Below are 26,264 nucleotides of genomic sequence, written 5' to 3'. Positions count from 1 at the left end.
GGTCGGGCGAGGTGGTCGACCTCCTCTCGGCTGCGGCCGCGTGCGGCGGGATGGCGGTTCTGGGAGCGCTCCCACACGGTGGCGCGCCTCCACCCCGAGCGGTGGTGGAGCGGTGGGGAGCGGTGGCCGGAAGACGGCTCGGTCAAGTGGACGACGGGCCGGTCGGCCGGTGGCGAGACCGGCGCCGCCCGTCGTGTTCCCCCATCGAGAGCATCAGTACCGCCATCCACGTCGATCGACGACATCAACTCTTCCGTGAACGACACCCACGTTCTGGGAGCGCTCCCAGGGAGAGGCTAGCAAGGCCGGCGGTGAATCTGAAGGACGACTTGAGACGGGGCGCGGCGGGACGAGCGCGGCTCAGGTCCCGCAGAACGTCTGGTACGCCGTGCCGAAGTCCTCCGGGGCCGGCGACGCGTAGTGCTCGCGGTCGGGGCGCTCGTCGTACGGGGAGGTCACCACGTCCAGCAGCCGCTCGAACGGGCCCAGGTCGCCGTCCGTCGCGGCGCCGAGGGCTTCCTCCACGAGGTGGTTGCGGGGGATGTACGCGGGGTTGACCTGCCGCATCACGTCGGCGTCCGGCCCGAGCGCCCGCCAGCGGGCGATCCAGGCGTCGATCCCGGCGAGGTCGAGGAACAGCTCGCGGGCCGGCTCCGCGTCACCGCGGGCGGCCGCGCCGAGGCGGCGGTGGAACGACGTGTGGTCGACGTGGTTGGCCTGCAGGAGCACCAGCAGGTCGTCGGTCAACGGCGTGACCGCCGCGTCGTCGAGCCCGTCCGGCAGGCCGAGCTTGGCCCGCATCCCGGCCGACCAGGCGGCGTTGTACCGCGGCCGGAACGCGCCCAGCGCCTCGACCGCCACCGCGACCGCCCGCTCCTGGTCGTCGGCCAACAGGGGGAGCAGGGCTTCGGCGAGCCGGGCGAGGTTCCACTCGGCCACCCGCGGCTGGTTGCCGTACGCGTACCGGCCGCCGTGGTCGATCGAGCTGTACACGGTGGCCGGGTCGAACGCCTCCATGAACGCGCACGGCCCGTAGTCGATGGTCTCGCCCGAGATCGTCATGTTGTCGGTGTTCATCACGCCGTGGACGAAGCCCACCAGCATCCACCGCGCCACCAACGACGCCTGCGCGGAGACCACCGCCTCGAACAGCGCGAGGTAGCGGTGCTCGGCGTCGGCCGCGGCGGGGTGGTGGCGGGCGATCGCGTGGTCGGCCAGCCGGCGCAGCAGGTCGACGTCGTCCGTCGCCCGCGCGTACTGGAAGCTGCCGACCCGCAGGTGGCTGCTCGCCACCCGGGCGAGGACCGCGCCCGGCAGCAGGCCTTCCCGTCGCACCGGACGCCCGGTCGCCACCACGGCCAGCGAACGGGTCGTGGGAATCCGGAGGGCGTGCATCGCCTCGCTGACGAGGTACTCGCGCAGCATCGGGCCCACCACGGCCAGGCCGTCGCCGCCGCGGGAGAACGGCGTCCGCCCGGAACCCTTCAGGTGCAGGTCGCGCGGCCGTCCGGCGACGTCGACCAGCTCACCGAGGAGCAGGGCGCGACCGTCGCCGAGTCGCGGCGAGTAGTGCCCGAACTGGTGCCCGGCATAGGCCTGCGCCACCGGGGCGGCGCCGTCGGGGACGTGGTTGCCGACGAGCAGGCGCAGCCCTTCGGGGCTCCGCAACCAGTCGGCGTCCAAGCCGACCTCCGCGGCCAGGCCTTCGTTGAGCACGAGGAGGTTCGGCGCGGCGACCTCGTCCGCCTGCCACGGCAGGGCCAGTTCCGGGAGCGTCCGGACGAACTGGTCGCCCAGGGTGACGGTCGACGTCGGTGCGGTGCTCACGCCGTCCACGGTACGTGTCGTCGGGCGGTGGTGCGCCCGGCCGGCGGCCGTCAGTGCCCGCCGACGTCCATGACCAGCAGCATCAACGACAGGAACAGCTGGAGCACGGCGATGACGGTGCCGGTGACGGCGGTCCAGTCGAGGCGGTACTCGGTCTTGGTGGCCATCGACCGCACCCCGCACGCCACCGCGCCGGCCGCGAGGACCGCGCCGCCCGCCGGGATGGGCCAGCTGAGCAGCCCGAGGCACAGGGACAGCGGTCCGAGCCACGCGTCCCGGCCGGGCCGGTCCTTGGCGGGGAACCGCCGCGCCACCCCGGTCATGATCCCCCAAGTCGTCGATCCGGCGCCGTCCACGATAGCGACCACCACGGACCGACGTACCCCAGCGACGTCCGCGCCACCCACCGCTCCCAAGCCACCCGCCCACCCCACTCTTGTGCCGCGGGCCCGCTCTCGCGCCGCCGCCGCGCGCCCACTCCCAGCTCCGCCCGGCGCTCCGCCCGCGTCCCTCCCCGGCCGCCGCCCGCTCCCGCTCCGAGCCGTCGCCCGGCTCCTGCGACGAGCGATCCGGGCCTCGTTACTGTGACCGGATGCGCGTGCTGTTCACCTTCACCGGCGGTGTGGGGCACTTCTACCCGCTGGTGCCCCTCGCCTCCGCCGTGGCCGCCGCCGGTCACACCGTCGCCTTCGCGGCCGGTCCTGCCCGGCGGGCGGCGATCGAGGCGGCCGGGTTCGCCGCGTTCGCGGTGGGCGAGGGGAACGGCGACGAGGTCCCCGAACGCCGCCCGCTCCTGGCGCCGGACCGGGAGCGCGAGGACCGCGACCTGCGCGACGGGTTCGTCCGGGTCGGCGCCCGCCGGAGCCTCCCGCACTACCTCGACCTGTTCACCCGGTGGCGCCCGGACGTCGTGGTGTGCGAGGAAGTCGACTTCGGCGGCGTGCTCGCCGCCGAGAAGCTGGGGCTGCCGTACGCCAACGTGCAGGTCATCGCGGCGGGCTCGTTCGTGCGGCCGTCCGTGATCGGCGAAGCGCTCGCCGAGCTGCGCGCCGGGTTGGGCCTCCCGCCCGACCCGGACGTCGCCATGCTGCGCCGGCACCTGCTGCTCTCGCCGTTCCCGCCGAGCTTCCGCGACCCGGCGTTCCCGCTGCCGGACACCGCTTTCCCGATCCGCCCGCCGGTCGGCCCGAGCGCCCGGTCCGACACGCCCACCGTGTACTTCACCCTCGGCACGGTGTTCAACACCGAGTCCGGCGACCTGTTCGCCCGCGTGCTGGCCGGCCTGCGCGACCTGCCCGTCGACGTCGTGGCCACGGTCGGCGAGCACGTCGACCCGACCGAGTTCGGCGAGCAGCCGGCACGCGTCCGCGTCGTGCGCTACCTCCCGCAGGCCGAGATCCTGCCGCGCTGCGACCTGGTGGTGTCGCACGGCGGCTCGGGCAGCGTCATCGGCGCGCTGGCGCACGGCCTGCCCACGGTGCTCCTGCCCCTGGGCGCGGACCAGCCGCACAACGCCGACCAGTGCGTTCGGCTGGGTGTGGGGAAGCAGCTCGACCCGGTCGCGGTCACGCCCGGGGACGTCCGGGACGCGGTGGCGGAGGTGCTGGCCGATCCGGGTCGCCGGCAGGCGGCGGAACGGGTGCGGGCGGAGATGCTGTCGTTGCCCGAGCCCGCCGAGGCCGTGCCGCTCCTGGAGCGGCTGGCCGCGGCTCGGACCTGACGGACTACTGCTGCAGGGCGTGCCGGGGCGTCGGCACGTCCTCGACCGGCAGGGCCGCGAGCGCGTCCCGCACCGTGGGATGGATGTCCACCATCTCGTTCACGAGGGTGATCTCCAGCGGACGCAGGACGGTGCGCCGGTCGGTCGCCACGGCCAGCGCGACGCCGAGGCGCTCGGCGCGCGCGGAGGCCTCGACCACCAGCTGGATGCCGGTGGACCCGAAGAAGTCGACCGCGGTGAGGTCGACGACCAGCCCGGCGGGCTGTCTGTCCAGTTGCGCGCTCAGCACCGCGCGGACCGCGTTGTCGCAGGTCATGTCGATTTCGCCGGCGATGGCGACCACGACGGTGCCGTCGCGGTTGTCGACCTCGGTGATTGTCGCTCGTGCTGTCTCGGTGCAGGAATCGGCCACTAGGCACTCCTCGGTTGGTCACGAGAACCGGCAACCGAGCTTCTGCTCAACCCGAATCGTCGCTCCGCGCAGTCGTGGCGGCTTGACCACTCAACCGTACGACGCCGGACGGAGAACCACAACCGCCGGCAGCGATCACTGTCGCGGGAGTGGTGACGAGACGTGTCACGGACGGGTGGTTCACCGTGACGGGATGAGCACCGGGCACGACGCGTGGTACAGCGCCGTCTTGGCGATCCGGCTCAGCCCGCCGTCCCGGCCCCGCCCCACCACGAGCAGGTCGCAGACCGGCGCGGCCACCGCCTCCTGGGGCTGGCGCCGGTCCAGCACGGCCGCCGGTTCGAGCTCGGGCGCGACCACCTTGAGGAACTCCACCGCCCGCCGCAACGGCCGGTCGTCCGGCGTGGTGGACTCGGCCGCGCCGCCGAAGTCGGGGTGCAGGTGCAGCAGGCGGACGCGCGAGCCGAGCGCCCGGCAGATCTCCGCCGCCACCATCAGCACGCCGCTGTCGCCCGCCCCGCCCACCGCGGCGGTGACGACGCGGTGCTCGCCCCTCATCGCCGCCGACAGGCCGCGCGTGACGACCAGCGTGCTCGACCTGTCCAGGACCGCCGCGCCGATCGTGCGCGGGTGGAACGGCTCCCCGTGCCGGCCGAGGACCAGCGTGGCGCAGTCGAGCGACCGCAACGTCCCGAGGTCGCCGCGCCGGAACCGCACCGGCATGCCGGCCCGCCGCCGCACGACCGCGCGGGTCACGCGCTCGTCGCCGACCGCCACGACCACCAGCTCGGCGCTCAACGCGGAGGCGTGCCGGGCGGCCCACGCCAGCGCGAGCCACGTGGCGGTCGAGCCGTCGACACCCACGACCACCGACCGGGTGAGGCTCGTGCCCAGCGGCGCCCGCAGGGGGAGCGGGGCCCGACCCATCGGCTCGGCATCAGTCGTGGGGACCATGTCCCCCCTTTCGCGGAACTCCAACGATGACGTCCACTGTCGCTGCCGCTTCCGTTGAACGCCAGGGAGTGCGACCGCCATCCTCCGATCGGGTTCACTTCCGCCGGAAGGGTTGGCCGGCGGTCCCCGGCCCACGTGGGCTGATCGGTCCACGACGCGCCGGCACGGCGAAGCCGCCCGGTTTGCCGGTGGACGCCGGTGGTATCCCAGGCCCGACCTCGACGTGCGCGATCGGTACCGCGCACCTGGTCACCTCCTCGGTAGGTCGGTCAAACAGGCGCCGGCCCCCGCCAGACCCTGGCGGCTGGGCGCGCCGCGGCGACCTGGCCACCCCTCCACCCGCACCGCGGCGATCACCGCCCGTCCACATCGGACCGGCGGACCAACCCGACACGCCGTACGAGGTGAGCGCAGTGGACCTTGACGAACTGCTGGACGTCGCACGCACCGCCGCGCAGGCCGGCGGCCGCACCGCCGCCTTCTGGCGCCACCGGGCGCACCGCCTGTTCCTGGAGACGGACGTCCCGCCCGGCCTCCTGATCGGGGAGGCCCGAGGGGACGCCGAGCGCGCCGTCCGCTCCGCGTTGACGCGGCTGCGGCCGAACGACGGCGTCATCGGCCCGGAGGGCAGCTCGGCGGGCCGCACGCACGTGCGGTGGATCATCGGCCCGATCGACGGCAGCGTCGACTACGTCTACGGGCGGCCGGACTGGGCGGTGAGCGTGGCCGCCGCGGCGCCCGGGGGCGCGTTGCTGGCCGGTGTGGTGTTCGAGCCCGCGCTGGGCCTGGTGACCGAGGCTCGGCTCGGCAGCGGCACCGCGACCGACGGCGTCCGGGTGCCGCTGCCGAGCAGGCGCGAGATGCCCGACGCCCTGGTGGAGGTGGGGCTGGTCGGCCGCGGCGGCTCGGCGGGCCGCACGGTGGACGCGCTCGTGCCCCGCGTGGGGGAGGTGCGGCGTGGCGGCAGCACCGCCGCGGCGCTGGCCCGCGTCGCCGCCGGCCGCGCGGACGCGCTGTGGGCTCCTGACCTGAAACCCTGGGACTGCGCTGCGGGTGTGCTGCTCGTGCAGGAGGCGGGCGGCGCGGTCGGGGACCTCGTCGGCACGTCACCGCGGACGTGGCCGGGCAGCGGCGACGTGCTGGCCGCCGCACCCGGCGTGTGGGGTCCACTGCGGGAACTGCTGGCCGAGGTGCACCCACCGCCCACCTCCGTCCGGCACGGCCTGGCCGCCACCGACCGATGAACGCCCGCCCCCAAGTCCGCGATCACGAGGAAAGGCTCGGATGACACAGCGCAGCACCCACATCTCGACCAGGGTCGACGTGGACGGAGGCATCGCCCTGGTCCGGGTGTCGGGTTCGCTCGACTCGGCGGCGCAGCGGCCCGTCGCGGCCGTGGTGGACGACGTCTTCGACACCGGTCCGGGCGCGATCGTGCTGGACCTGAGCGAGGTCGACTTCCTTGGATCGGCCGGCATCGCCCTGCTCGTCAACACCCGGCACCGGGCCGCACGGCTCGATGTTCCCTTCGCCGTCGTCGCGGACGGCCACCGCGTGCTGCGGCCACTGCGGATGAGCCAGGTCGACACCGCACTGCCCCTGCACCCGGCGGTGCGAGCCGCGGTCGCGGCGGTGCGGCTCGCGTCCACTTGAGCCGGTCACGGGCCCTGGTTCCCGGGGCTTTCCAACCGGAAGAAGTTGCTGGGTGAGCCGTCCGAGCGCTGTTGCCGGTAGACGAAGCGCATCCGGCGGGCGTCGAACATCGCGAACCACTCGTCCCACCCGACGTGACGCAGGTTGTGGCTGCCGTAACCGGGCAGGTCGAGCCGCAGCACCTCCATGTGGTCGCCGTGCCCCGGGAGGGCCGCCGGCCGCGCACCACGTTGTTCGGCCCACCTTCGGATCACCTCGTGGTCGGTGGTGGTCATGCTGCGGCGGCCCCAGCTCCGGAGGATTTCGTCCGGCGGGTTGGTTCCCGGCTCGGGCTCGACGCCGTGTGCCGCGTGGTTCCCCGGTCGCTCCTGGGTGCCCATCGTGGGACCTCCGTGGTCTGGGTCTTGTGGCGTACCCGTGGACGACGGGTCCATTCGCGTCCGACGTGGACCGCGGCGACGTGGACGCCGCGCAGTAGCTGGCAGGGAGGGCTGTGCCTGGAGGCCGCAGGGACACGGTGAGTTCGTGCACGCGGTCGCGGCCGAACTGCCGGATCGGTGGGCGTTTACGATGTCGGTCGACCGCTCCAAGCACGAGAACCGGGGCGCGCTGCTGCCGCAAGGGCTTCGGGTGGATGACCGGCTGGGTACCTCGTGCTCGTGGACGACTTTCTGGGGCATCTACCTCAGGGACCAGCTCGCGATGGGCGTGTTGTGGCGCGAGCTGGCGCGGCGTGCCCAGCGCAACAACCGCGGCACCGAACTCGGCGCCGCAGTGGGGGGCGTCGCGACGGCCATCGCGAAGGACGTCGAGACGTTCCGCGCAACATGCGGAGGCTCGGGGTGCGCACCGACCCCGTCAAGACCGGGTTGGCGTTCGGCGCCGAACGCCTCGGCCGCCTCAAGCGCAACGGCCGGCTGGTGTCGTACTCGCCGTTGAGCCGGTTCGAGGAACTGAAGTTCCTCGCGATGGGCATCGACGGCAAGAAGCAACTCTGGACGACCCCGCGCGACCTCGCGGGGCTGCGGGAACGCCTGCCCGACTTCGACTTCGACCACCTGATCGACCGGGCCGCACGTCAACGCGCAGGCCTCGAACCGTTCCGCGTCCGCGCCGGCACCGACGCCTTCACCACCCACGGCCCGCAGTAGATCCGCGAACTCCGAGCCCGGCGAGTCGCCGGTTCAGCGAACAGGCGGCGGGTACTCGGGAAGCATGAGCTTGCGCCGGACACTGCACGCCGCCGAGTCGCTCGACGCCGTTGACGCCCCGGCCGGCGTGGTCGCACGCGCCGTGCGGCGGATCGTCGGACGAGGCCGGGCGGACCGGTTGCTGCGCGGCGCGTGGCTGGGCCACCCCGTGCACCCGCTGCTGGTGACGGTGCCGATCGGCGCCTGGGTGTGCTCCGCTGTCCTCGACGTGAGCGGCCACCACGCCGCCGCACGGCGGCTGGTGGTGATCGGGCTGGCCGCGACGCCGCCGACCGTGCTCGTCGGCCTGGCGGACTTCTCCCGACTGGACGTCCGCCAGCGTCGCGTCGGTCTCCTGCACGCGGCCGGGAACACGCTCGCCGCAGGCTGCTTCCTCGCCTCGACCCGGTGCCGCGGCCACCGCTCCGCCCGAGCGTGGGTTCTGGTCGGGCTGGTGGTCCTCAGCGCGGGCGGCGCACTCGGTGGCCACCTGTCCTACGCACAGGCGGCCGGTGTCCACCGCTGGCCGGTGGACACCGGCTGACCCCTCGCCCCGGCGGATCACGATCCCAGGCAGCCTGACTCGCGTTCCGTTGGCGGTTCGGGTCCGACACCCGGTTTGCCTCTGACCGTGAGTGGTATTCCGTGATCCCTCCACGGGGTCTCGCGTTCATCGGAACGAGGCCTCGAAGGAGCTTCTCGTCGGTCAAGCAGCGTGCCGACACCCACGCGCTCGCCCTCGTGCCGGGACCGTGCCGTCGGCACCCTCGCGTGAGGGCGGTGCGCTGGCGCACTCGCGTGCTGACCACGAGCGAGCGGTGAGGACACCATGATCAACAGTGATCAGCCCCTTTCGGACGCCCACGTGCCGACCCTGGGGGTCGAGGAGGAGTTCCTGATCGTCGACCCGGGCAGCGGCCTGCCCGTTCCGGTGGCCGGCGAGGCGATCGACCTGGCCAACCGGCTGGGTGCGGACCTGCAACCCGAGCTGACCCGGGTGCAGGTGGAGAGCAACACACCGGTGTGCCGCACGCTGCGCGAGGTGCGCGGGCACCTGCTGACCGCGCGGTCGACGGCCTCGGCGGCGGCCCTGCAGGCGGGGGCGCAGCTGCTCGCGGTCGGCGTGCCCCTGACCGGACCGATGGGACAGTCCTTCAGCGACTCCGACCGCTACCGGCGCATCGGGGAGGACTACGGCCTGTTGGCCGCCGAGCACGGCGTGTGCGGCTGTCACGTGCACGTCGCCGTGCCGGATCGGGAGACCGCAGTGCAGGTGTGCAACCACCTGCGGCCCTGGTTGCCGGTCCTGCTCGCGCTGACCGCCAACTCGCCGATCCACCAGGGCGTCGACACCGGCTGCGCGAGCTGGCGGTCGGTGCTCAACAGCCGCTGGCCGTGTTCCGGCGCGCCGCCGTACTTCACGTCCGCGCGGCATTACGACGCCGTGCTGGACATGATGGTGGACAGCGGCGCGGTGCTGGACCCGGGAATGGTGTACTGGGACGTGCGGCCGTCGGACCACCTGCCCACCGTCGAGGTCAGGGTCTCCGACGTGCCCGCCACGGTCGACGAGTCGATCCTGCTCGCCGCCCTGGTCCGCGGCCTGGTCACCACCGCCCTCGGGGCGATCCGCCGAGGCGACCGGGGGCTGCCGGTCACCACCGAGGCGATGCGCGCGGCCTACTGGCGCGCCGCGCACGACGGCGTCGAGGGCGACGGCATCGACCTGTTCGGCAACCGACGCGTCCCGGCCGCCCACCTGCTGCGCCGGCTGATCCGCCACGTCCGGCCGGCGCTGCGCCAGTCCGGGGAGCTGCGCGCGGTCAACGCCCTGTTCACCAAGGTGCTCCAGAACGGCAACGGCGCCGTCCGTCAACGACGGGCGTTCCAGCGACGCGGGCGGATCGAGGACGTGGTGGCGCTCCTGAGCCGCGACACGGGCCACGACTGGCTCCCGGAAACCGCCGCCTGACGGTCGATGCCGGACACCCAACGGCACGTCGGCGACTACGGGAGGGTGGGCAGGTAGGCCGGTGCGCGGCGCACCGGCGCGGCGCGTTCGAACGCCGCCGCGAACCGCAGCACGGTCACGTCGGCCCCGTGGCCGGCCATGAACGAGACACCGATGGGCAGGGGACCGGCGAAGCCCGCCGGGACGGTGACGTTCGGATATCCCGAGACGGCCGCGGGCGTGGACGAGCCCAGCCCGGCGGGATCGCCGGCGTAGTCGGTCCGCCACGCCGGGCCGTTGGTCGGGGCCATGACCACGTCCAGGCGGTGTGCCTCGATCACCTCGTCGATCGACCGGCGGGCCAGGTCGACGGCGGTGCGGCGCTGGTCGACGTAGGTCGGGTCGGTGATGGGCGGCGCCTTCGCGGCCTCGAAGAACAGGTCCTGGCCGAACCTGCTCAGCTCGACGGGGTCCGCCTCGTTGAACTCGATCAGCTCCCGCACCGTCCGGGGCACTCCCGGCCGCGTCGCGAGGTACGCCTCCAGGTCGTGCTTGAACTCCGCGACCAGCGCGGGCAGCCCGATCGCCTCGATCCGGCCCTGATGGGGCAGGTCGACCTCGACCACGGTCGCCCCGTGGCGCCGCAGGACATCAACCGCCTCCTCGACGACCCGGTCCGCCTCGGCGTCGTGGCCCGCCCTGCGCCACACCCCGACTCGGGCACCTCGCAGCGGGTCGGACGCCAGCGCGGCGGCGTAGTCCACCCCGCGTCCCTCCATCACCGACATCAGGATCGCGGCGTCCACGACGTGTCGCGCCACGGGGCCGGCGGTGTCCTGCCGCGTCGAGATCGGCACGATCCCGTCGCCGCTGATCCGGCCGTGCGTGGGCTTGAACCCCACGACGCCGGCCTGGCCCGACGGGCACACGATCGAGCCGTTGGTCTCGGTCCCGACCGCGACCTGCGCCAACGACGCCGCGACCGCAGCACCCGACCCCGACGACGAGCCGCACGGGTTGCGGTCCAGCACGTGCGGGTTGTTGGTTTGCCCACCCACACCCGACCACCCGGAGGTGGCCCACGCGGAGCGGAAGTTCCCCCACTCCGACATGTTGGTCTTGCCCAGCACCACGGCCCCCGCCGCGCGCAGGCGGCCGACCAGCTCGGCGTCGTCCGACGGCGGCACGCACAACGCCCGCGACCCCGCCGTGGTGCCCAGACCGCGGGTGTCGATGTTGTCCTTGACCAGCACAGGGATGCCGTCCAGCGGCCCGAGCGCCTGGCCGCCGGCGCGTCGACGATCGCTCTCAGCCGCCTGGTCGAGCGCCTCGGGGTTCACGAAGAGCACCGACCGCACCTGTCGGTCCACGGTGGCGATGCGGTCCAGGTAGGCGCGGGTCAGCTCGACGGCGGTCAGCGCACCGGTCTCCATCAGGTCGACCAGCTCCGGGATCGTGGTGCCGTCGAGGTCGAGGTCCGGACGCGGGTCGGCCTCGGCGCGGGCCGGCGGCGCGGCGGACGGGAAGGGCATGGCGTACACCCCAAGCCGGCGAGCCCTCGACGTCAAGACACCGGTCGTTACATTCGTGTTTCGACGCCGTCCGGGGTGGGTATAGCCCCGCACCGGGGCCGCGGAACCGCCGGCCGCTCGTGCTCGTGCGCTTGGTTCCACTTGATCGGGGTACACGGATTCCACCCGAGCGGAGAGCAGTCCTGTCAACCGAGTCATCCGAGGTGAACCATGTGCGGAATCGCCGGTGAGGTCGTGACCGGCCGGAACGACGTCCCCGACCTCGACGCCGTGACGCGCATGACGGGCGCCCTGCGCTCGCGCGGACCGGACGGCGAAGGCCACTGGTCGGCGGGACGGGTGGCCCTGGGACACCGCAGGCTCTCGATCATCGACCTGTCCGACACCGGCTCCCAGCCCATGGTCGACGACGAACTGGAACTCGCCGTCGCCTTCAACGGGTGCATCTACAACTACAAAGAGCTGCGGGCCGAGCTGTCCGACCGGTACCGCTTCACGTCCACCAGCGACACCGAGGTCGTCCTGAAGGCGTACGACCGCTGGGGTGAGCGGTTCGTCGAGCACCTCGTCGGCATGTTCGCCATCGCCCTGGTCGACCAGCGGCGCGACCGCGTGCTGCTGGTCCGGGACAGGCTGGGGATCAAGCCGCTGTACGTCGCCGACCTGCCCGGCCGGACCAGGTTCGCCTCCAGCCTGCCCGCGCTACTGGCCGGAGGCGGTGTGGACACCGGCCTGGACCCGGTCGGCCTGCACCACTACCTGTCCTGGCACTCCATCGTCCCGGCGCCGCGCACGATCCTGCGCGGGGTGCGCAAGCTGCCGCCCGCCACCGTGCGCGTCCTCGAACCCGGCCGCGAGCCCCGCGACCACGTCTACTGGCAGCCCGACTACACCCGGCGACCCGAGCACGCCGGGTGGACCGCGCAGGACTGGCAGGAGGCCGTGCGCGACGCCCTGCGCACCGCGGTGCGACGACGCACGGTCGCCGACGTCGAGGTCGGCGTGCTGCTCTCGGGCGGGGTGGACTCCAGCCTCCTGGTCGCCCTGCTGGCCGAGGAGGGGCAACGGCCCAGCACGTTCAGCATCGGCTTCACCGACCGCGACGGCCTCGACGGCGACGAGTTCGCCTACTCCGACGCCGTCGCGCACAAGTACGGCACCGACCACCACCAGCTCCGCATCGGCGACGACGAACTCGCTTCGGCGGTCGGGCACGCGGTCGCCGCGATGAGCGAGCCGCTGGGCACCCACGACGTCACCGCGTTCCACCTGATCTGCCGGGAGGTGGGCCGTCACGTCAAGGTCGTGCAGTCCGGCCAGGGCGCCGACGAGGTGTTCGGCGGCTACCGCTACCACCAGCCTGCGGCCGACGCGCCGCGGCACGTGGCAGCGCGGGTGCTCCGCGACGCGTTCGCCGACCACGACGACCTCGCGCACATCCTGCAGCCCGACTCGCTGGCCGAGGGCGACCCCAGCTCGGCCCTGCTCGCCGCCCACCTCGACCGGCCGGGCGCGGACACGGCGCTGGACGCCGTGCTGCGGACCGACACGCACCTGCTGATGCCGGACGACCCGGTCAAGCGGGTGGACAACATGGCGATGGCCTGGGGCGTCGAGGCCAGGGTGCCGTTCCTCGACCAGGACCTCGTCGAACTGGTCGCGTCCTGCCCGCCGGAGCTCAAGTCCGGCCAGGGCGGCAAGGCCGTCCTCAAGGACATCGCACGCGACGTCCTGCCCGTCGAGGTGGTCGACCGCCCCAAGGGCTACTTCCCCGTGCCCGCCCTCACCCGCCTCGACGGCGAGGTCCTGGACATGGTGCGCACCGCCCTGTCCTCCACCGCGGCGCGGCAGCGTGGCATCCTGCGCCCCGACTACGTCAAGGCCCTGCTCGACGACCCGAACGGCCACTCCACCAAGGTCGGCGGCAACGAACTGTGGCAGGTCGGCATGCTCGAACTGTGGCTCCAGCACCACGACATCGCCTGAACGGCGTTCTCCCGATCGCGGCACGCACCGGGTCCTGCGCCGTGAGGTCCCGTGCTACCAGCAGGCCGGCCTATCGGTGTGCACGGGGATTGTCGGCGAGGGCGACGGCGGCGTGGCTCGCGAACAGCGGCGGCCGACGACGCCGGCGGCAACGGTGTCAGACCGGTCGTGGTGGGTAGCCTGCCGGTGCCGTGCCCGTCCGCGGGCACGGCGGGACCGCGCAAGTGGTGGGCCAGGCTCGACGCGGTGTCGTTGAGCAGACAGCGCCCACGGCGGTCTGGTTGCGCGGTGCGAACGGGCGACGTCGTCCGTTCGCCCCGCGCCCACCCTCCGCGGGGCACCCGGTAGGTGACCGGCCCGCCCGCAGGAGCCGATCACACGCCTGGCTCCGACACGACCGTCGACGTCCGGTGAGTCCGGGATACCGGGTGCCCGGAGCCGCCACAGGCATCGTCGTCGCCGGCGCAGGCGGAACCCCTGGAGGTCCCAGGAGTCGGCGGCCGATCGCCGGGTACCCGCTCCTGCGTGGCACCCGGAGCGGTGGAGGCGAGACCATGACCGATCCGCCACGCGACGACGCTACCGCCTGACATGGCCGGCGACACCGGGCCGGCGGACCCGTTGTTCTTCGTGGGCAACGCGACGACGGTCCCGCGGCTGGGGCCGTTCACCGTGCTCACCGACCCCAACTTCCTGCGCCGGGGCCAGTGGACCCACATCGGGCAGGGCGTGATCTCCCGCCGGCCCAGGATCCCGCGATCACCGTCGGCGAACCGCTGCCGCTGGACGCCGTGGTGCTGTCCCACCTGCACGGCGACCACTTCGACCGGGTGGCGAGCCGCGAACCGGACCGCGGCCGGCCGATCCTGACCACTCCGCACGCCGCACGGCGCCTGAGCAGGCGGGGGTTCCGCGAGCCCGTGGCCCTGAGGACGTGGGCGGACGTGACGATGGGCAAGGACGGCGCCTCGCTGACCGTGACCTCGCTGCCGGGTCGGCACGCCTTCGGGGCGCTCGCCGAGGTGCTCCCGCCGGTCATGGGCACGCTGCTGGAGTACCGGGCGACGCCGGGTTCGCCGGCCTTCCGGGTCTACCTCAGCGGCGACACGCTCGTGCACGACGACCTGCAGGAGATCCGCGACCACTACCCGGCCATCGACCTCGCGGTGGTGCACCTGGGAGGCACGAGGATCTTGGGCCTGCTGCTCACCATGGACGGTGAGCAGGGAGTGGACCTGCTGCGTCCCCGCCGCGCGGTCCCCGTGCACTTCGACGACTACAGCGTGATGAAGTCACCGCTGTCGGACTTCACCGACGAGGTGCGCCGCCTCCGACCGGACACCGAGGTCACCTACCTCGACCGCGGCCACGCGCTCGCCCTCCCGACAGCGGGTGCATGACAAGCGCTCAGGCCACCCGTGGCGTGTGCCGGGTGGCGGGATGGCTGACGTGGTCCGGCCGGTGGCGAGGCGGCGAGCAGCACGGGCTCCGGCCCCGCGGGTGTTCTACCGACCGGTCCGGGCGATCGGTCCAACGTCGGAGTGGCGGCCGGGGCGCAGCGCGGCGTGCCGTTGACCGGGACCGGGTCCGCTCCGCGCGGCCAGCGCGTCGGCGACCAATCCGGTGGCGAAGGCGTACACGCCCTTGTGCAGCAGGTCCACGGCCAACTCCTTGCGCGGCCAGGTCTGCGGCGGCGCGCCGACACCGGTGGCGTTCTCCAGGATCTGGTCGTTGGTCAACCGCACCACGGCGAACATCGCCGAGGCGACCGGACCCCGCAGCCCGGCGTTGGCCATCAGCGCCCGGACGACACCCAGCAACGCGCCCTGGCCGAAGTGCATCGAGAGGTTACGCGCCCGCGAGCGCCGCTCCGGCAGACCGGTCAGCCGCTCCAGCACCTGGGCGGGCACGTGGGAATCGGGCCTGCCGGTCAGCCGCTGCTCGACCTTCTCCGCGACCGTCATCACCACCACCCCGGCCGCTCCGGCGAGCACACCCTGTCCCAGCGAGCGCATCAGCATGTCCGACGGATACCCGCCGGACAGCAGTCCATATCACCGCATCCGGCCCTCCGAGCGGGGTGGCCCGCAGCGGAGGCACCACCCCTCGAGGCCGGGTGCCCTCCTGCGCCGGCCACGGGTCCGACGACGACGTTCGGCGGCCCAGGGCCGACTTCGGCTCGGTGGCCGGTTCCGCTACCTCCGGTCGTCGGACAGGGCGGAGCGCATCGCGTCCTTCACGCGGTCGAACAGTGCGACCGCAGGGCCTGCCACGAGGTTGGCGGTGGCGGACTGGGCGCTGGGGTGTGGGTGCGTCGGCGCCGTGCGCTCGGCTGCCCGAACCATGGCCGCCATGCGGCGCAGTTGCTCCGGGTCGTGGTGTTGGCGCAGGTACCGGAACTCGTAGGCTTCCTCGTGGTGGGCGTGCCGCAACACCGCCTCACGCAGGCGAGCCAGCTCCTCGGGGAAGCTCGGGTCCTCGGTGCCGATGGACTCCAGATGGGCCAGCTGCTCTTTGGCATGTTCCTCTTCGGCGAGCCGGTCCTCCACGATGGCGTCACCGCCGTCAACGCTGCGGCGCACGGCGGGGTGGACCACGATCTCCTCGGCGGTCTCGTGGACGGCGAGCAACCTGACGAGGCGGGCGAAGGCGTCGTTCCGCTGCTCGCCCGTGGACGACTGGACCTCCGCGAACAGGTCGCGTATCTCCATGTGCTGGCCGATCAGCAGCGCCACGACGTCGGCGTCGCGCCCGGTGTCCGGCTCTGATGTGGCGGTCATCGTGCCTCCGTCAGCTGGTGGTGTGCTGCTGCCGCAGCGAGGGCACGGGGTGCTCGCCGTCGGTGGCGTGCCGGTAGTCGGTGCCGAACTGCTCGCGGTGCAGGTCGATCACGCGTTCGCTCGGTGGCAGCTCGCCGCCCATAAGGGCGTCCTGCATGGCTTCGAACCGCTCGTGCGCCTCCTGGACGTAACCGGTGCCCAGCGTGGTCAGGTCGATCTGGGTGTCCAGCAGTTCGCGCAGGTACTCCTTGTTCGGCTCGAACGTCACCGGCGCGGGCAGCTCCGGTGCGAGGACTTCTTCCGGTTCACGGCCGTCGTGGGCGCGCATGAGCTCGCACGCGAGGTGCAGGTGCTCCAGCTCCATGTTCAGGTGCAGCTCCCAGATCGCCTTGATCCGGCGGTCCGACTCGGTCTGCATGAACGAGTGGTACAGGTAGCACTCGTTGTACTCGTGGTTGACCAGCCGCTCCCACCACGTCTCACCGGGGTCCACGAGGGACTCGTAGTGGGTGACGTGCTCCTCCTCGATCAGACCGATCTCCTGGTAGAGCTGCCGGGCGATCGGTTCCATGTACTCGGGCCCGACGTTCATGTAGAAGTTCATGGTCTGCTGCTCGGCGGACATGATCGTCAACGCGTGCAACTTGGAGATCGGGGCGGCGGTGCTGCGGTCGTAGGGCTCGCGCACGTTGTCGGCCGGGTGACGGTGGTGGTACTTGGTCGGCCTGCCGGGGATGACCTCGGTGAGGTCGTCGACGATCCGCTCGGCCTTGCGGCGCTGGATCATCTCGTAGAGGTTCGCGTAGCGGTAGAGGTGGTCGAAGTCCTCCAGCACGCCGAACTGGTAGGCCTGCTTGAGGTACGGGTCGGGCTCCATGCGCGCCACCCACGCGGTGAGGTCCACCGCGACCTGCTCGTAGGCGATCGTGGTCTCCAGCGCGGAGGACACCCCCGGCAGCAGCCAGTTCACCGCTTTCTGCTGCTGTTGCTCGATGTAGCGCACCTCGGCCAGTTGGCGCTTGACATCCATGTCCAGGCAGTTGCGGGCGAACTGGTGGCTGAACATCAGCGCCTCGACCTCGATGCCGTTCATGGTGATGATCCGGCACCGGGTGTACGGGTCGCTGTGGTCGGGGTCGATCGGGTCCACGTCGAGCTCGCGCCAGTTCCGGACCTGGCGGTCGAGCGGGATCCCGCGGTGTTCCAGCGGGTTGAAGCCTGTCGTCGTCATCGAATCCCTCGCACGTCGTCGTTGCGTTGTTCCCGGATCGCGTCGGTGCCCGGACAGACGGTGATGAGGACGGGCTCCAGCGACGGCCAAGCACCCAGCAGCGCGTCCGGGTCGGTGAAGCGCAGCGCCCTGGCCACCTCGTAGGTCGAGACCACCAGCTCGACCGGCACACCTCGTTCCCGCCCCTGGGCGCGCACGGCGGCCACCAACGCGGCCCCGTGGGCGTCGCAGCGGGTGGCGCGGGACAGGTCGAGGATCAGCACCTGGGGTGACTCGCCCAGGCACCGCTGCGCGGCTTCGGCCAGGGGAGTCCGCACGACGCCGGCCACACGCAGCACGAGCACGCCCGGAGCGGGTTCCGCGCAGTCGATCGAATTCATCTCCGCCGACCTGCGGTGTGCCTCGGCAGCGGTCATCTGTTTCCTCCCGGAAATGGTCCTCCTCCAGCGTGCGGCCTCCCGGCCCGGGGCGTCCGCCGCTTCCTCCCGACTGGAGCGAATCCCTGCGTTCGTGCGGCTTCCAGAGGCATGATCACGTCCTCGTGCCGGTGTCGGCGGTGGGTGACGGGAATTCGACCGCATCGACGAGAGGTGACGGGACGTCCACCCGACGTCTCCTCCACCGTGGCACGGATCACGTGAGACGGCGACTCGGGAGACGGGGCGACACCGCGCGACGAGGCCGGCACCGTTTCCGGTTGACCCATCCGGCGGGTTTTCTCCGGGTAGCCGATTTCGTGCCGTGGACAGGGTCGGCGTCCCGGACCTGTGCGCAGCCCCCTGCCGCACGCGGGATCACTCGATGGGTGAGTGCGCAGTCGAGTTCCCGCGCGATCGAGTGACGTAGGCGTCGCTGATTCGGGTAGCTGACACTGTAGTCAGGAACGGTGCCAGGCAGCGCAGCGCGGAACGGTCGGCGACGCCGTTGTGGCTGTGGCCCGGAATCGGTGGTGTGGCGGGTTTCGCCTGCGCGCTGTTGTCGGTGCCGGTGCGCCTGGGCCAGCCGCACCCGCTCGGCTGGCTCGGGCGGCCCGGTGGCCTGAACTCCGCCACGGCCTTCCTCCAATCGCTCGCCACGTCGGTGATCACCGTGACCGGTTTGACGTTCAGGTTGATCATCGTCGCGCTGCAGCTGGCCTCTCAGCAGTTCTCGCCGCGCCTGCTGCGCGAGTTCATGCGCGACCGGGTGATCAAAGCGGTGCTGGCCGTCCTGGTGAGCGCCTTCGTGTTCGCCATCACGGCACTGCGCCACGTCGGGCACGAGGAGTCGGTTCCCGACCTGACGCTGTTGATCGTGTTCGGCGCGAGCATCGCGGTGCTGATCGCCATCCTGGCCTTCATCACCCACATCCCGTGTGCTACGGGTGGATACGTCTACTACGGCGACACCGAGACGCGCGACAATCCGTGCACACCCGAAGTCGAGTCGATCAACCAGGGTGGTCTGGCCAAGGTCACGCGGCTGCCCACCCCGGCTTCCGGGGCGGCACGCGAGGACGAGCAGGTCTTCGACGCCTCCGGCCGTGTCGTCGCGAAGGGCACCAGCGGCTCGTGGACCTGCACCACCTATGACGGTCGTGATCGGGTGATCTCGGTGAAGTCCCCGTCGACGTCGTCGGCACCTGAGCGCACCGTCACGACGAACTACGCCGTGAACGGTGACCCGCTGATCACGGCGGTGTCGGACCCCAACGGCACCGTCACCACGCGAGTGGACCTGCTCGGCCGGGTGGTGTAGTACACCGACGCGAACGGCGTGCGCACGGAAACCACTTACGACCTGGCAGGGCGGATCACCACTCAGAAGGTGGTCCCGCCCAACGCTGCCGACGAAGCGCAAACCACGACCTACACCCACGACGACGAAGGTCGAGTGCTCACCGTGTCGCTGGGGAACACGGTGCTGGCATCGGCTGCTTACGACTCGGCGGGCGAGCCGGCATCGGTCCGCTACGCGGGCGGAAGCTCTCTGGTCTCGATCGGCAAGGACGCTGCGGGCCGTGTCGTGTCGCAGTCGTGGAAGACGAGTGACGGCGCCCAGGTCGACTCGACCGTGAGCCGCACCAGGGCGGCCACGATCGTCGACGAGTCCCTCGGAGGGGTGGACGCTCGTCCGGGTGGGCCGAACTACGTTTACGACGCGGCGGGCAGGTTGACCGAAGCGTGGGTGGTGGGACACCACTACACCTACGACTTCACCTCGAACGCTCCGTCGGCCTGTCCGGCAGGAACTCAGTCCAACGCTGGGCTGAACACCAACCGCGTGCGCCTGCTCGACGAGACCCCGTCCGGTGTCACCGAAACCGGCTACTGCTACGACGCTGCCGACAGGCTGCTGGGCACCGTGGGCGCCATCGCGGTCAGCGACGTCCGGTACGACGACAACGGCAACACCACGCAGTACACGACTGGTGGCTCCACGACGCACCTGTCGTGGGACGGCGCTGACCGCAACATCGCGGTGCGGGTCACCGGTGCCGATCCGGCGCACGTTTCCTACATCCGTGACGCCACCGACCGCATCGTGCGCAGGCAAGCTACCCAGGGTGACGCCACGACCAGCGTGCAGTACGGCTACACCGGCAGCGGCGACACGGCCGACCTGACCCTCGGCTCGGACAACAGGATGATGTCGCGCAGCATCAGCTTGCCGGGGGGAGCGCTGTACACCTGGAAGCCGGACACCTTCACTCTCGACCATCCGACCGTGCACGGTGACCTCGCGTTGACCACGAGCGCGGACGGCAAGCAAACAGGGGCACTGCGGACCTACACGCCGTTCGGCGAGCCGGTGAAGTTCGACGGCGTCATCGACACGGACGACGTGCCCGACAACATGCCCGGTCAGATGGACAACGGCTGGCTCGGCGAGCACCAGCGGCTGTACGAACACGCCGGCGGGTTGTCCATCGTCCAGATGGGAGCTCACCCGTACAGCCCGCTGCTCGGGCGGTTCCTGTCCGTCGACCCGGTGGAAGGTGGTAGCGCCAACGACTACGAGTACACCGCAGCGGACCCGGTGAACCTCACCGACCTCGACGGCCGGGCCATCTGGGTACCGATCACCCTGGCCTGCGTTCGGTTCTGCGCCGCCGCGGGACGGGCCGTGCAGGCCGCCAGGACCGTGAAGTACAGCGGATCGCTGTTCCGGAAACCCGTGGTTGGCGTCGGGAGCCGGCTCTTCGGCAACAAGACCATCCAGGGTGGACGTATGGGGCTGCTCAACCACAAGAAGTTGCCCGTGCGGGTAGGGTGGAACGTCATCTCGACCAAGCCCCTCGGGTTCAAGGGTGGCCTCGCCGCCTTCCGGATCGTTGCCGGACGCGGCAAGAACGCTTGGCACAGGGATCTGTTCTACGGACGAGTGAGCATCAGGGGAAGATGGTTGGAGTGAGCGAGGCCGATGTGAGTACGTGGCGATCGCGGCGTGAACGCCTCGATGCCGTCATCGACAGTGCGCGCGCTCGAGTCGCCGCAGCGGGAGCAGAGCTTCGTGTGCAGGTGGATCCGAACGAGGAGCCGAGCCCTGCCGTGACGTGGAACTGGCACATCACCTGTACGGCGGAAGGCATCGAGGTCGATGTGATCGCTTCGCAGGACCTGGCACAGTTCGCGATCGAGGACGGCAGCGGTCGGTTCGAGATCGAGACCGATGCGGCGGGGTTCCCCGAAGTGCTGACGCGGCGACTTCTGCAGTAGTCGGTACTCGGCGTGGCGTGCGCGTCAGTTGTGCACACGCACGCCACGCCGAGTTGTCGACGGTCGGGGTCCTTCACCCCGGATGTCGGACACGGAACAGCGGTCGATCGGTGATCCGGCCCTTTCCGTCGAACGCGCGATCTCATCCTTCCGATATCTCGACCGGCCCGGCACGCGCACCTAGTGGCGTGTCACAGAGGGATGACCCGGTAATCGATCGGTTGGGGTGATCGGCGAGGCTGGTCCCGCATGTCGAGTGCGGGAGGTGGTTGTGGCTCGTCGTCCGAGCGTGTTCGTGAGGCCGTTATCGATGGAGGAAGGCCGGAAGATCCAACGGATCACCAGGACCGCGAAGGATCCGGTACGGCTGCGCCGGGCGATCGTGGTGCTGATGTCCGGCCAGGGCCAAGCGGTCCGGGACATCACCTCGTTGATGCAGGTGAGCGAGGACTATGTCCGTGACGTGATCCACGCGTTCAACGAGCGGGGGTTCGCGGCGCTGGACCCAAAATGGAGCGGCGGGCGGAGTCGGACGATCGGTGAGGCGATCCGTGAACGGATCTGCCTGATCGCCCGCACCGCGCCCGCCGACTGGGGCATCACCGCGTTCTCCACCTGGTCGCTGGCGAAGCTGCGCGAGCACCTGCTCGACCGCGGCACCGTGGCCGCGGTCAGCCGGGAGACGCTGCGGCGCATCCTGCGCGACGCCGGCGTGTCCCGCCAGGCCACCACCACCTGGAAGGCCTCCACCGACCCGGACTTCCTCGCGAAGATGCATCGCATCCTCGACCTCTACGACCACCCGCCCGCCGACGGCAGGGTGATCTGCGTCGACGAGTTCGGACCGCTCAACCTGATGCCACGCAAGGGCAAGTCCTGGCGACCCGCCGGGTCACCCCGCCGATTACGGGCCACCTACAACCGCCACCACGGCGTGATGCACATGCTCGCCGCACTCGACCTCACCACCGGGAAGATCCACTACCCGATCCGACGCCGCAAACGCCACCGCGAGTTCCTCGACCTGCTCAAGGCCCTGCGCGCCCGGTGGCCCGGTCAGCGGCTCTACCTAGTCATGGACAACTTCTCCCCACACCGACACCCCGACGTCCGGAACTGGGCCGCCGACAACGACGCCGAACTGGTGTTCCTGCCCACCTACAGCTCCTGGTTGAACCGGATCGAGGCCGAGTTCGCCGCCCTGCGCTACTTCGCCCTCAACGGCACCGACCACCGCACCCACGACGAACAGAACGCCGCCATCGCGGCCTACATCCGCTGGCGCAACGCCCGCGCCCAGCCCAAGACCAGCTTCGCCACCGACTCACCCATCCGCACCTGGACCGATTACCCGGCCAAGGCTGCGTGACAAGCCACTAGCTCCGGCGGCGATCCCGGACGGCCCACGCTCCGGAGACGGCCAGGCCGGCGGCCACCGCCAGCGCGATCACCCAAGCCGGTGCCATTGGGCGGGCCGGGTCGGGGGGTGGGCCGCATTCCTCCGGGGTTGCCCCGATCGGGCACGCCCGGACGCCGATCGGCCCGGCCACCGTCGTGCGGACGGCCGCCGGGCCCGGGCCGGTGGCCAGGATGACGACCAGTGCGATGCCCAGGCACACCACCAGCACCACCGCGGTGCGGATGAGGCTTCGCGACACGGTCCCTCCTCCTGTCACGTCGGTCGCGGACCACCAGCGAGGCCGGCAGTGGCCGGCGGCGATGAACCTGCTGGTGCGCTTGCGTTCCACATCCGTGCCGGCGTCATCAGCAGCGGCGGCACGTCGTGCTCGGCCAGCTCCTGCGTGCAGCCCTGGAGCAGGATGCTGAAGTTGGGGTCCACGAACAGCCGACGCTGGGGTTCGGTGAGCACGAACGCCATCGACTGCGCCCGCTGTGTCACCAGGCTGCGCGCCGCCGGGTTGGCGACGTACCCGGTGGTGCGCACCGCTTTCCGCACGGCCTCCAGCGCGGCCGGGCTGACGTTGCGGCCGCCGTTGAGGGCACGGGACACCGTGCCCCTGGACACGCCGGCGAGGGCCGCCACATCGTGGATGGTCGGCCGGCGCCGTTCTCTGCCGCGTTCGGTGCTCATGTGGCCCTCATGCTTTCACAGCGCCGGACAGCAGGTCGATCGGCCAGTACCGCTGGAGCAGCAGGAACAGGGCGATCAGGGGCAGCACGGACACCAGCGAGCCGGTCACCACGAGCGTGTAGAGCGCGGGCACCGTGTTGCCCTGGTTGAGCAGCGTGTAGAGGCCGAGGTGACGGGGCTTTCCGTTCGTCGCCGAACATGATGAACGGCAGCAGGAAGTTGTTCCAGATCGACCCGAACCGGAACAGGAACACCGTCACCAGTCCGGGAAGCATCATCGGCAGCGCGATCGAGCCGAGGATGCGCGCCTCGCCCGCGCCGTCGGTGCGGGCCGCCTCCACGACGTCGTCGGGCACCGACGCGGCGGCGTAGATGCGGGCCAGGTAGATGCCGTACGGGCTGAGGATGCTCGGGATGAGCACGGACAGGTACCCGTCGGTCAGGCCGACCTCGGCCAGCAGCAGGTACTGCGGCACCTCCAGCATCACCGCGGGCACCAGGACACCGGCGATCAACGAGTTGAACACCAGCGCCCGCCCCGGGAACTCGAACTTGGCCAGCGCGTACCCCGTGACGCCGGACAGCGCCGCCGACAGCAGCGCGCCCACGCCCGCGTAGAGCGCGGAGTTCGCCATCCGCCGCCGGAACAAGGCCACACCACACGAGACGCACGCATCCGCCATAGGGGTGAATCATCGAAAGGTTTCGTTGACGAACCCGGCTCCCGGCCAGCACCGTGCCCAAGGCGTCGGGGGACCGCTCCAGGCGGAGTGGCCGTCGGCAAGCACAAGATCAGGGAGACTCGACGAAGCGCCCCATCGCGATCCTCGCCGCCGCAGCGGCGGTGGTCGGCTTCGTCGCGGCACCGACGGCGTCCGCCGCGGCCGACTGCGCCCCCGGGCGGTCGCCCGCCGTCGCCTGCGGTGCCGGCGTCGGGCACAAGGTCCACACCGCGGGCCGGGTCGTGCGCGACGGCGCCTCCCTGCGCTTCAGCTGGCCCGGCGTCTACTTCGAGGGCCGCTTCCGCGGCACCGGGATCGGCATCGTGCTCACCGACCCCGCCGCCGACTACGAGATTTAGGTCGACGGCGCGGTGGCCGCGACGCTGGTGATGCCGGCCGCCGGCACGCACTGGGTGCACGGCCTGACCAGAGGCGAGCACACCGTCCGGCTGGTCAAGCGCAGCGAGAGCCCGTGGGCCACCAGCACGTTCGGCGGCTTCGTCGCGGCACGCGGCGGTGTGGTGCTCAACGCGCCCGCAGCCCGCCAGCGGCAGGTCGAGTTCATCGGCGACTCCTACACCGCCGGCTACGGCAACATGTCCGCCGGCCGTGACTGCACCGGGGACGAGGTCGGCCGCACCACGAACGTCGACCGGGCGTTCGGCGCGCTGACCGCCCGCCGGCTGGGCGCGGACTACCAGGTCAACGCCTTCTCCGGGCGCGGCATGGTGCGCAACTACAACGGCATCGAACCCGGCACCGACTACCGCACCTACTACGACCGCGCCCTCCTCGCCGTCAGCGGCGACGTGTGGCGCAAGCCGGCGGGCTGGCGGCCGCAGTTGGTCGTCGTCGGCCTGGGCATCAACGACTTCTCCACCGCGCTCAACCCCGGCGAGCCGTGGACGCCCGAGAGCCTGGTCGCCGCCTACAAGACCGCGTACCACGGCTTCCTCGACGAGCTCCGCGCCCGCTACGGCAGCGACACGGTCATCGTCGTCAGCGCCACGCACATGTCGAACACCACCGCGTTCGCCGACGCCACCCGGCAGGTCGTGGCCGAGCGCGGCGACGACCGCGTCCGCCACTGGTACTACGACAACACCGGCCTGGACTACCTCGGCTGCCACTGGCACCCGTCCGCCCACGACCACCAGGTCATCTCCGAGCGGCTCGACGCGTTCGTCGCCACCCTCCCGCTGCGCTGGTAGCCGTTCCCCCGATTGGAGATCGTCAGTGCGAGCACTGCTTAAGATCGTCAGCGTCGTGGTCGCCGCGGTCGCGATGGCGGCGGGACTGTCCGTCCCGCAGGCGTCGGCCGCCGCGTTGACCGAGGTGACCCGCTTCGGCCCGAACCCCAGCGGCCTGCGGATGCACCTGTACGTGCCGGGCCGGCTCCGGGCCAGGCCCCCGGTGCTGCTCGCGGTGCACTGGTGCACCGGGTCGGGGCCGGACATGCACGCGGGCACCGACTTCACGCAGTTGGCCGACAAGCACGGGTTCATCGTGATCTACCCGTCGGCGGTCCGCGAGAGCCACTGCTTCGACGTCTCGTCGCCGCAGGCGCTCAAGCGCAACGGGGGCAGCGACCCGGTGGGGTTGGCGTCGATGGTGCGGCACACCGTGCGGCGCTACCACGCCGACGCGTCGCGGGTGTTCGTCACCGGTATCTCGTCGGGCGCGATGACGACCAACGTCATGCTGGCGAACTACCCGGACATGTTCGCGGCCGGGGCGGCGTTCGCGGGCGTGCCCGCCGGCTGCTTCGCCACCACCGACGGCTCCGGCTGGAACAACGAGTGCTCCAGCGGCCGGATCCTGAAGACGCCGCGCGAGTGGGGCGACATCGCCCGCGCCGCGTACCCCGGCTACACCGGCCCCCGGCCGCGGGTGCAGTTGTGGCACGGCACCGAGGACGTGGGTCTGCACTACGCGAACTTCGGCGAGGAGATCGACCAGTGGACCGACGTCCACGGCCTGTCGACCACCCCCACGTCGACCGACCACCCGCGCCCCACCTGGACCCGCACCCGTTACGGCTCCGCGGTGGAGGCGATCTCCCTGCAAGGCGTGCCGCACAACCTGTGGACCTCGGGCATGGCCGCGGAAGCCATCCGCTTCTTCGGCCTGGACAAGCCGTGCCGGACTGCGTCCGTCGAATGATCCCGCTTCACAGCTCGGCGATGGTGATGGCCGTGAACCCGTTGTCCACCCGGGACAGCCGTTCGTGCAGGGCGTCGGAGTAGAGCCAGTCGCGGATCGGCGCGGCGGGCGACGCGGGCGAGCTGGTCGCCGACGACCGAGATGACGTGGGATCTCCGCGACCAACTGGGGGCTCAACCCGTGCCGCTTTGAGTCGGCTTTATCCGGCTTGGACACCCGGTCCATCACGTTCTGCCGCACACCGATCAGCTCATGGTTGACCGCGTACCGGAACACCGCGCCCAACGCGTAGTAGGCGTGCAAGGCGGCGCCGTTGCCGCCGTTGCTCGACCGCCGCACCACCGCCGTCTCGC

28 protein-coding genes are annotated in these 26,264 nt (G+C 71.5%); 15 read left to right on the top strand and 13 right to left on the bottom strand.

Going from position 1 to position 26,264, the window contains the following annotated elements; translation table 11 throughout:
• Positions 1–360 precede the first annotated feature (360 nt).
• Both ACFQ3T_RS00400 and ACFQ3T_RS00395 read right to left on the bottom strand, forming a co-directional pair.
• Complete coding sequence (locus tag ACFQ3T_RS00400; RefSeq protein WP_380718424.1) at positions 361–1,827, bottom strand: protein adenylyltransferase SelO; 1,467 nt, start codon at positions 1,825–1,827, stop codon at positions 361–363.
• Positions 1,828–1,877: 50 nt separating this feature from the next.
• Positions 1,878–2,150 (bottom strand): hypothetical protein, encoded by a 273-nt coding sequence (locus tag ACFQ3T_RS00395; RefSeq protein ID WP_380718422.1) that lies wholly within the window; start codon positions 2,148–2,150, stop codon positions 1,878–1,880.
• A 269-nt stretch (positions 2,151–2,419) separates the two neighbouring features.
• Here ACFQ3T_RS00395 and ACFQ3T_RS00390 point away from each other — a divergent pair, with 269 nt between their 5' ends.
• The gene (locus tag ACFQ3T_RS00390) at positions 2,420–3,547 is read left to right on the top strand and encodes a glycosyltransferase (protein WP_380718421.1); all 1,128 of its coding nucleotides are present in this window, start codon (positions 2,420–2,422) and stop codon (positions 3,545–3,547) included.
• Positions 3,548–3,551: 4 nt separating this feature from the next.
• Here ACFQ3T_RS00390 and ACFQ3T_RS00385 read toward each other — a convergent pair whose 3' ends face one another.
• The gene (locus ACFQ3T_RS00385; RefSeq protein ID WP_380718419.1) at positions 3,552–3,959 is read right to left on the bottom strand and encodes an STAS domain-containing protein; all 408 of its coding nucleotides are present in this window, start codon (positions 3,957–3,959) and stop codon (positions 3,552–3,554) included.
• Positions 3,960–4,139: 180 nt separating this feature from the next.
• Complete coding sequence (locus ACFQ3T_RS00380) at positions 4,140–4,913, bottom strand: hypothetical protein (RefSeq protein ID WP_380718417.1); 774 nt, start codon at positions 4,911–4,913, stop codon at positions 4,140–4,142.
• 413 nt (positions 4,914–5,326) lie between these two features.
• On the opposite strand from ACFQ3T_RS00380, the gene ACFQ3T_RS00375 reads away from it, so the two are divergent.
• Both ACFQ3T_RS00375 and ACFQ3T_RS00370 read left to right on the top strand, forming a co-directional pair.
• Entirely contained in the window at positions 5,327–6,157 is an 831-nt protein-coding gene (locus tag ACFQ3T_RS00375; protein ID WP_380718415.1) for an inositol monophosphatase family protein, read from the top strand.
• Between the two features lie 40 nt (positions 6,158–6,197).
• Positions 6,198–6,566: an STAS domain-containing protein gene (locus tag ACFQ3T_RS00370; RefSeq protein ID WP_380718413.1), complete on the top strand. Its 369-nt coding sequence runs from the start codon at positions 6,198–6,200 to the stop codon at positions 6,564–6,566.
• A gap of 5 nt (positions 6,567–6,571) precedes the next feature.
• On the opposite strand, the gene ACFQ3T_RS00365 is transcribed toward ACFQ3T_RS00370, so the two are convergent.
• Positions 6,572–6,946, bottom strand: coding sequence for a hypothetical protein (locus tag ACFQ3T_RS00365; RefSeq protein ID WP_380718411.1), 375 nt, complete (start codon positions 6,944–6,946; stop codon positions 6,572–6,574).
• Between the two features lie 462 nt (positions 6,947–7,408).
• Here ACFQ3T_RS00365 and ACFQ3T_RS00360 point away from each other — a divergent pair, with 462 nt between their 5' ends.
• From ACFQ3T_RS00360 to ACFQ3T_RS00350, 3 genes are all read left to right on the top strand, one after another.
• Positions 7,409–7,717 carry a hypothetical protein gene (locus ACFQ3T_RS00360; RefSeq protein ID WP_380718409.1) on the top strand — a complete coding sequence of 103 codons (309 nt, stop codon included), beginning with the start codon at positions 7,409–7,411 and terminating at the stop codon, positions 7,715–7,717.
• A 64-nt stretch (positions 7,718–7,781) separates the two neighbouring features.
• Positions 7,782–8,300, top strand: coding sequence for a DUF2231 domain-containing protein (locus ACFQ3T_RS00355; protein WP_380718407.1), 519 nt, complete (start codon positions 7,782–7,784; stop codon positions 8,298–8,300).
• 285 nt (positions 8,301–8,585) lie between these two features.
• Positions 8,586–9,728, top strand: a complete 1,143-nt coding sequence (locus tag ACFQ3T_RS00350) for a carboxylate-amine ligase (protein ID WP_380718405.1) — start codon at positions 8,586–8,588, stop codon at positions 9,726–9,728.
• 35 nt (positions 9,729–9,763) lie between these two features.
• Here ACFQ3T_RS00350 and ACFQ3T_RS00345 read toward each other — a convergent pair whose 3' ends face one another.
• Positions 9,764–11,239 (bottom strand): amidase family protein, encoded by a 1,476-nt coding sequence (locus ACFQ3T_RS00345; protein WP_380718403.1) that lies wholly within the window; start codon positions 11,237–11,239, stop codon positions 9,764–9,766.
• A gap of 210 nt (positions 11,240–11,449) precedes the next feature.
• Here ACFQ3T_RS00345 and ACFQ3T_RS00340 point away from each other — a divergent pair, with 210 nt between their 5' ends.
• On the top strand, positions 11,450–13,225 hold the full coding sequence (locus ACFQ3T_RS00340; protein ID WP_380718401.1) for an N-acetylglutaminylglutamine amidotransferase: 1,776 nt from the start codon (positions 11,450–11,452) through the stop codon (positions 13,223–13,225).
• A 707-nt stretch (positions 13,226–13,932) separates the two neighbouring features.
• Entirely contained in the window at positions 13,933–14,625 is a 693-nt protein-coding gene (locus ACFQ3T_RS00335; RefSeq protein WP_380718399.1) for an MBL fold metallo-hydrolase, read from the top strand.
• Positions 14,626–14,730: 105 nt separating this feature from the next.
• Here ACFQ3T_RS00335 and ACFQ3T_RS00330 read toward each other — a convergent pair whose 3' ends face one another.
• From ACFQ3T_RS00330 to ACFQ3T_RS00315, 4 genes are all read right to left on the bottom strand, one after another.
• Entirely contained in the window at positions 14,731–15,246 is a 516-nt protein-coding gene (locus tag ACFQ3T_RS00330; RefSeq protein WP_380718397.1) for a hypothetical protein, read from the bottom strand.
• A 174-nt stretch (positions 15,247–15,420) separates the two neighbouring features.
• Positions 15,421–16,005, bottom strand: coding sequence for a hemerythrin domain-containing protein (locus tag ACFQ3T_RS00325; RefSeq protein ID WP_380718395.1), 585 nt, complete (start codon positions 16,003–16,005; stop codon positions 15,421–15,423).
• A gap of 10 nt (positions 16,006–16,015) precedes the next feature.
• Positions 16,016–17,236 (bottom strand): hypothetical protein, encoded by a 1,221-nt coding sequence (locus ACFQ3T_RS00320; RefSeq protein WP_380718393.1) that lies wholly within the window; start codon positions 17,234–17,236, stop codon positions 16,016–16,018.
• A complete protein-coding gene (locus ACFQ3T_RS00315; RefSeq protein ID WP_380718391.1) occupies positions 17,233–17,616 on the bottom strand; it encodes an STAS domain-containing protein in 384 nt (127 codons plus the stop codon). The genes ACFQ3T_RS00320 and ACFQ3T_RS00315 overlap by 4 nt, the downstream gene beginning before the upstream one ends.
• 544 nt (positions 17,617–18,160) lie before the next feature.
• Between ACFQ3T_RS00315 and ACFQ3T_RS00310 the strand changes: the two genes are divergently transcribed.
• The 4 genes from ACFQ3T_RS00310 to ACFQ3T_RS00295 all read left to right on the top strand — a co-directional run bounded on the left by ACFQ3T_RS00310 (position 18,161) and on the right by ACFQ3T_RS00295 (position 22,303).
• The gene (locus ACFQ3T_RS00310) at positions 18,161–18,973 is read left to right on the top strand and encodes a DUF2254 family protein (RefSeq protein ID WP_380718389.1); all 813 of its coding nucleotides are present in this window, start codon (positions 18,161–18,163) and stop codon (positions 18,971–18,973) included.
• An 18-nt stretch (positions 18,974–18,991) separates the two neighbouring features.
• Positions 18,992–20,629: an RHS repeat-associated core domain-containing protein gene (locus ACFQ3T_RS00305; protein ID WP_380718387.1), complete on the top strand. Its 1,638-nt coding sequence runs from the start codon at positions 18,992–18,994 to the stop codon at positions 20,627–20,629.
• The gene (locus ACFQ3T_RS00300) at positions 20,626–20,934 is read left to right on the top strand and encodes a hypothetical protein (protein ID WP_380718385.1); all 309 of its coding nucleotides are present in this window, start codon (positions 20,626–20,628) and stop codon (positions 20,932–20,934) included. Before ACFQ3T_RS00305 ends, ACFQ3T_RS00300 begins: the two co-directional genes overlap by 4 nt.
• Before the next feature lie 310 nt (positions 20,935–21,244).
• Entirely contained in the window at positions 21,245–22,303 is a 1,059-nt protein-coding gene (locus ACFQ3T_RS00295) for an IS630 family transposase (RefSeq protein WP_380718382.1), read from the top strand.
• Positions 22,304–22,310: 7 nt separating this feature from the next.
• Here ACFQ3T_RS00295 and ACFQ3T_RS00290 read toward each other — a convergent pair whose 3' ends face one another.
• From ACFQ3T_RS00290 to ACFQ3T_RS00280, 3 genes are read right to left on the bottom strand one after another with little or no spacing between them, the layout of a single operon-like run.
• Positions 22,311–22,592 (bottom strand): hypothetical protein, encoded by a 282-nt coding sequence (locus ACFQ3T_RS00290; protein WP_380718380.1) that lies wholly within the window; start codon positions 22,590–22,592, stop codon positions 22,311–22,313.
• Positions 22,593–22,606: 14 nt separating this feature from the next.
• Entirely contained in the window at positions 22,607–23,026 is a 420-nt protein-coding gene (locus ACFQ3T_RS00285) for a LacI family DNA-binding transcriptional regulator (protein WP_380718378.1), read from the bottom strand.
• Entirely contained in the window at positions 23,023–23,676 is a 654-nt protein-coding gene (locus tag ACFQ3T_RS00280; RefSeq protein WP_380718377.1) for a carbohydrate ABC transporter permease, read from the bottom strand. Before ACFQ3T_RS00280 ends, ACFQ3T_RS00285 begins: the two co-directional genes overlap by 4 nt.
• A gap of 194 nt (positions 23,677–23,870) precedes the next feature.
• On the opposite strand from ACFQ3T_RS00280, the gene ACFQ3T_RS00275 reads away from it, so the two are divergent.
• From ACFQ3T_RS00275 to ACFQ3T_RS00265, 3 genes are read left to right on the top strand one after another with little or no spacing between them, the layout of a single operon-like run.
• Positions 23,871–24,107 (top strand): hypothetical protein, encoded by a 237-nt coding sequence (locus ACFQ3T_RS00275; RefSeq protein ID WP_380718375.1) that lies wholly within the window; start codon positions 23,871–23,873, stop codon positions 24,105–24,107.
• Positions 24,108–24,119: 12 nt separating this feature from the next.
• The gene (locus tag ACFQ3T_RS00270; RefSeq protein WP_380718374.1) at positions 24,120–24,959 is read left to right on the top strand and encodes an SGNH/GDSL hydrolase family protein; all 840 of its coding nucleotides are present in this window, start codon (positions 24,120–24,122) and stop codon (positions 24,957–24,959) included.
• A gap of 25 nt (positions 24,960–24,984) precedes the next feature.
• Positions 24,985–25,911, top strand: a complete 927-nt coding sequence (locus tag ACFQ3T_RS00265) for an extracellular catalytic domain type 1 short-chain-length polyhydroxyalkanoate depolymerase (protein WP_380718372.1) — start codon at positions 24,985–24,987, stop codon at positions 25,909–25,911.
• The last annotated feature ends 353 nt before the right edge of the window (positions 25,912–26,264 follow it).

Source organism: Saccharothrix hoggarensis (assembly GCF_042678885.1).
Lineage (GTDB): Bacteria > Actinomycetota > Actinomycetes > Mycobacteriales > Pseudonocardiaceae > Actinosynnema > Actinosynnema hoggarensis.
This window is presented reverse-complemented; position numbering and strand designations above follow the sequence as displayed.

What these genes read in the sequence shown, in the direction of transcription:
- ACFQ3T_RS00395 (WP_380718422.1), bottom strand. Translation starts at nt 2,150, where the DNA reads ATGACCGGGGTGGCGCGGCGGTTCCCCGCCAAGGACCGGCCCGGCCGG.
- ACFQ3T_RS00390 (WP_380718421.1), top strand. Translation starts at nt 2,420, where the DNA reads ATGCGCGTGCTGTTCACCTTCACCGGCGGTGTGGGGCACTTCTACCCG.
- ACFQ3T_RS00380 (WP_380718417.1), bottom strand. Translation starts at nt 4,913, where the DNA reads ATGGTCCCCACGACTGATGCCGAGCCGATGGGTCGGGCCCCGCTCCCC.
- ACFQ3T_RS00370 (WP_380718413.1), top strand. Translation starts at nt 6,198, where the DNA reads ATGACACAGCGCAGCACCCACATCTCGACCAGGGTCGACGTGGACGGA.
- ACFQ3T_RS00365 (WP_380718411.1), bottom strand. Translation starts at nt 6,946, where the DNA reads ATGGGCACCCAGGAGCGACCGGGGAACCACGCGGCACACGGCGTCGAG.
- ACFQ3T_RS00355 (WP_380718407.1), top strand. Translation starts at nt 7,782, where the DNA reads ATGAGCTTGCGCCGGACACTGCACGCCGCCGAGTCGCTCGACGCCGTT.
- ACFQ3T_RS00350 (WP_380718405.1), top strand. Translation starts at nt 8,586, where the DNA reads ATGATCAACAGTGATCAGCCCCTTTCGGACGCCCACGTGCCGACCCTG.
- ACFQ3T_RS00345 (WP_380718403.1), bottom strand. Translation starts at nt 11,239, where the DNA reads ATGCCCTTCCCGTCCGCCGCGCCGCCGGCCCGCGCCGAGGCCGACCCG.
- ACFQ3T_RS00340 (WP_380718401.1), top strand. Translation starts at nt 11,450, where the DNA reads ATGTGCGGAATCGCCGGTGAGGTCGTGACCGGCCGGAACGACGTCCCC.
- ACFQ3T_RS00330 (WP_380718397.1), bottom strand. Translation starts at nt 15,246, where the DNA reads ATGCTGATGCGCTCGCTGGGACAGGGTGTGCTCGCCGGAGCGGCCGGG.
- ACFQ3T_RS00325 (WP_380718395.1), bottom strand. Translation starts at nt 16,005, where the DNA reads ATGACCGCCACATCAGAGCCGGACACCGGGCGCGACGCCGACGTCGTG.
- ACFQ3T_RS00320 (WP_380718393.1), bottom strand. Translation starts at nt 17,236, where the DNA reads ATGACGACGACAGGCTTCAACCCGCTGGAACACCGCGGGATCCCGCTC.
- ACFQ3T_RS00315 (WP_380718391.1), bottom strand. Translation starts at nt 17,616, where the DNA reads ATGAATTCGATCGACTGCGCGGAACCCGCTCCGGGCGTGCTCGTGCTG.
- ACFQ3T_RS00295 (WP_380718382.1), top strand. Translation starts at nt 21,245, where the DNA reads ATGGAGGAAGGCCGGAAGATCCAACGGATCACCAGGACCGCGAAGGAT.
- ACFQ3T_RS00285 (WP_380718378.1), bottom strand. Translation starts at nt 23,026, where the DNA reads ATGAGCACCGAACGCGGCAGAGAACGGCGCCGGCCGACCATCCACGAT.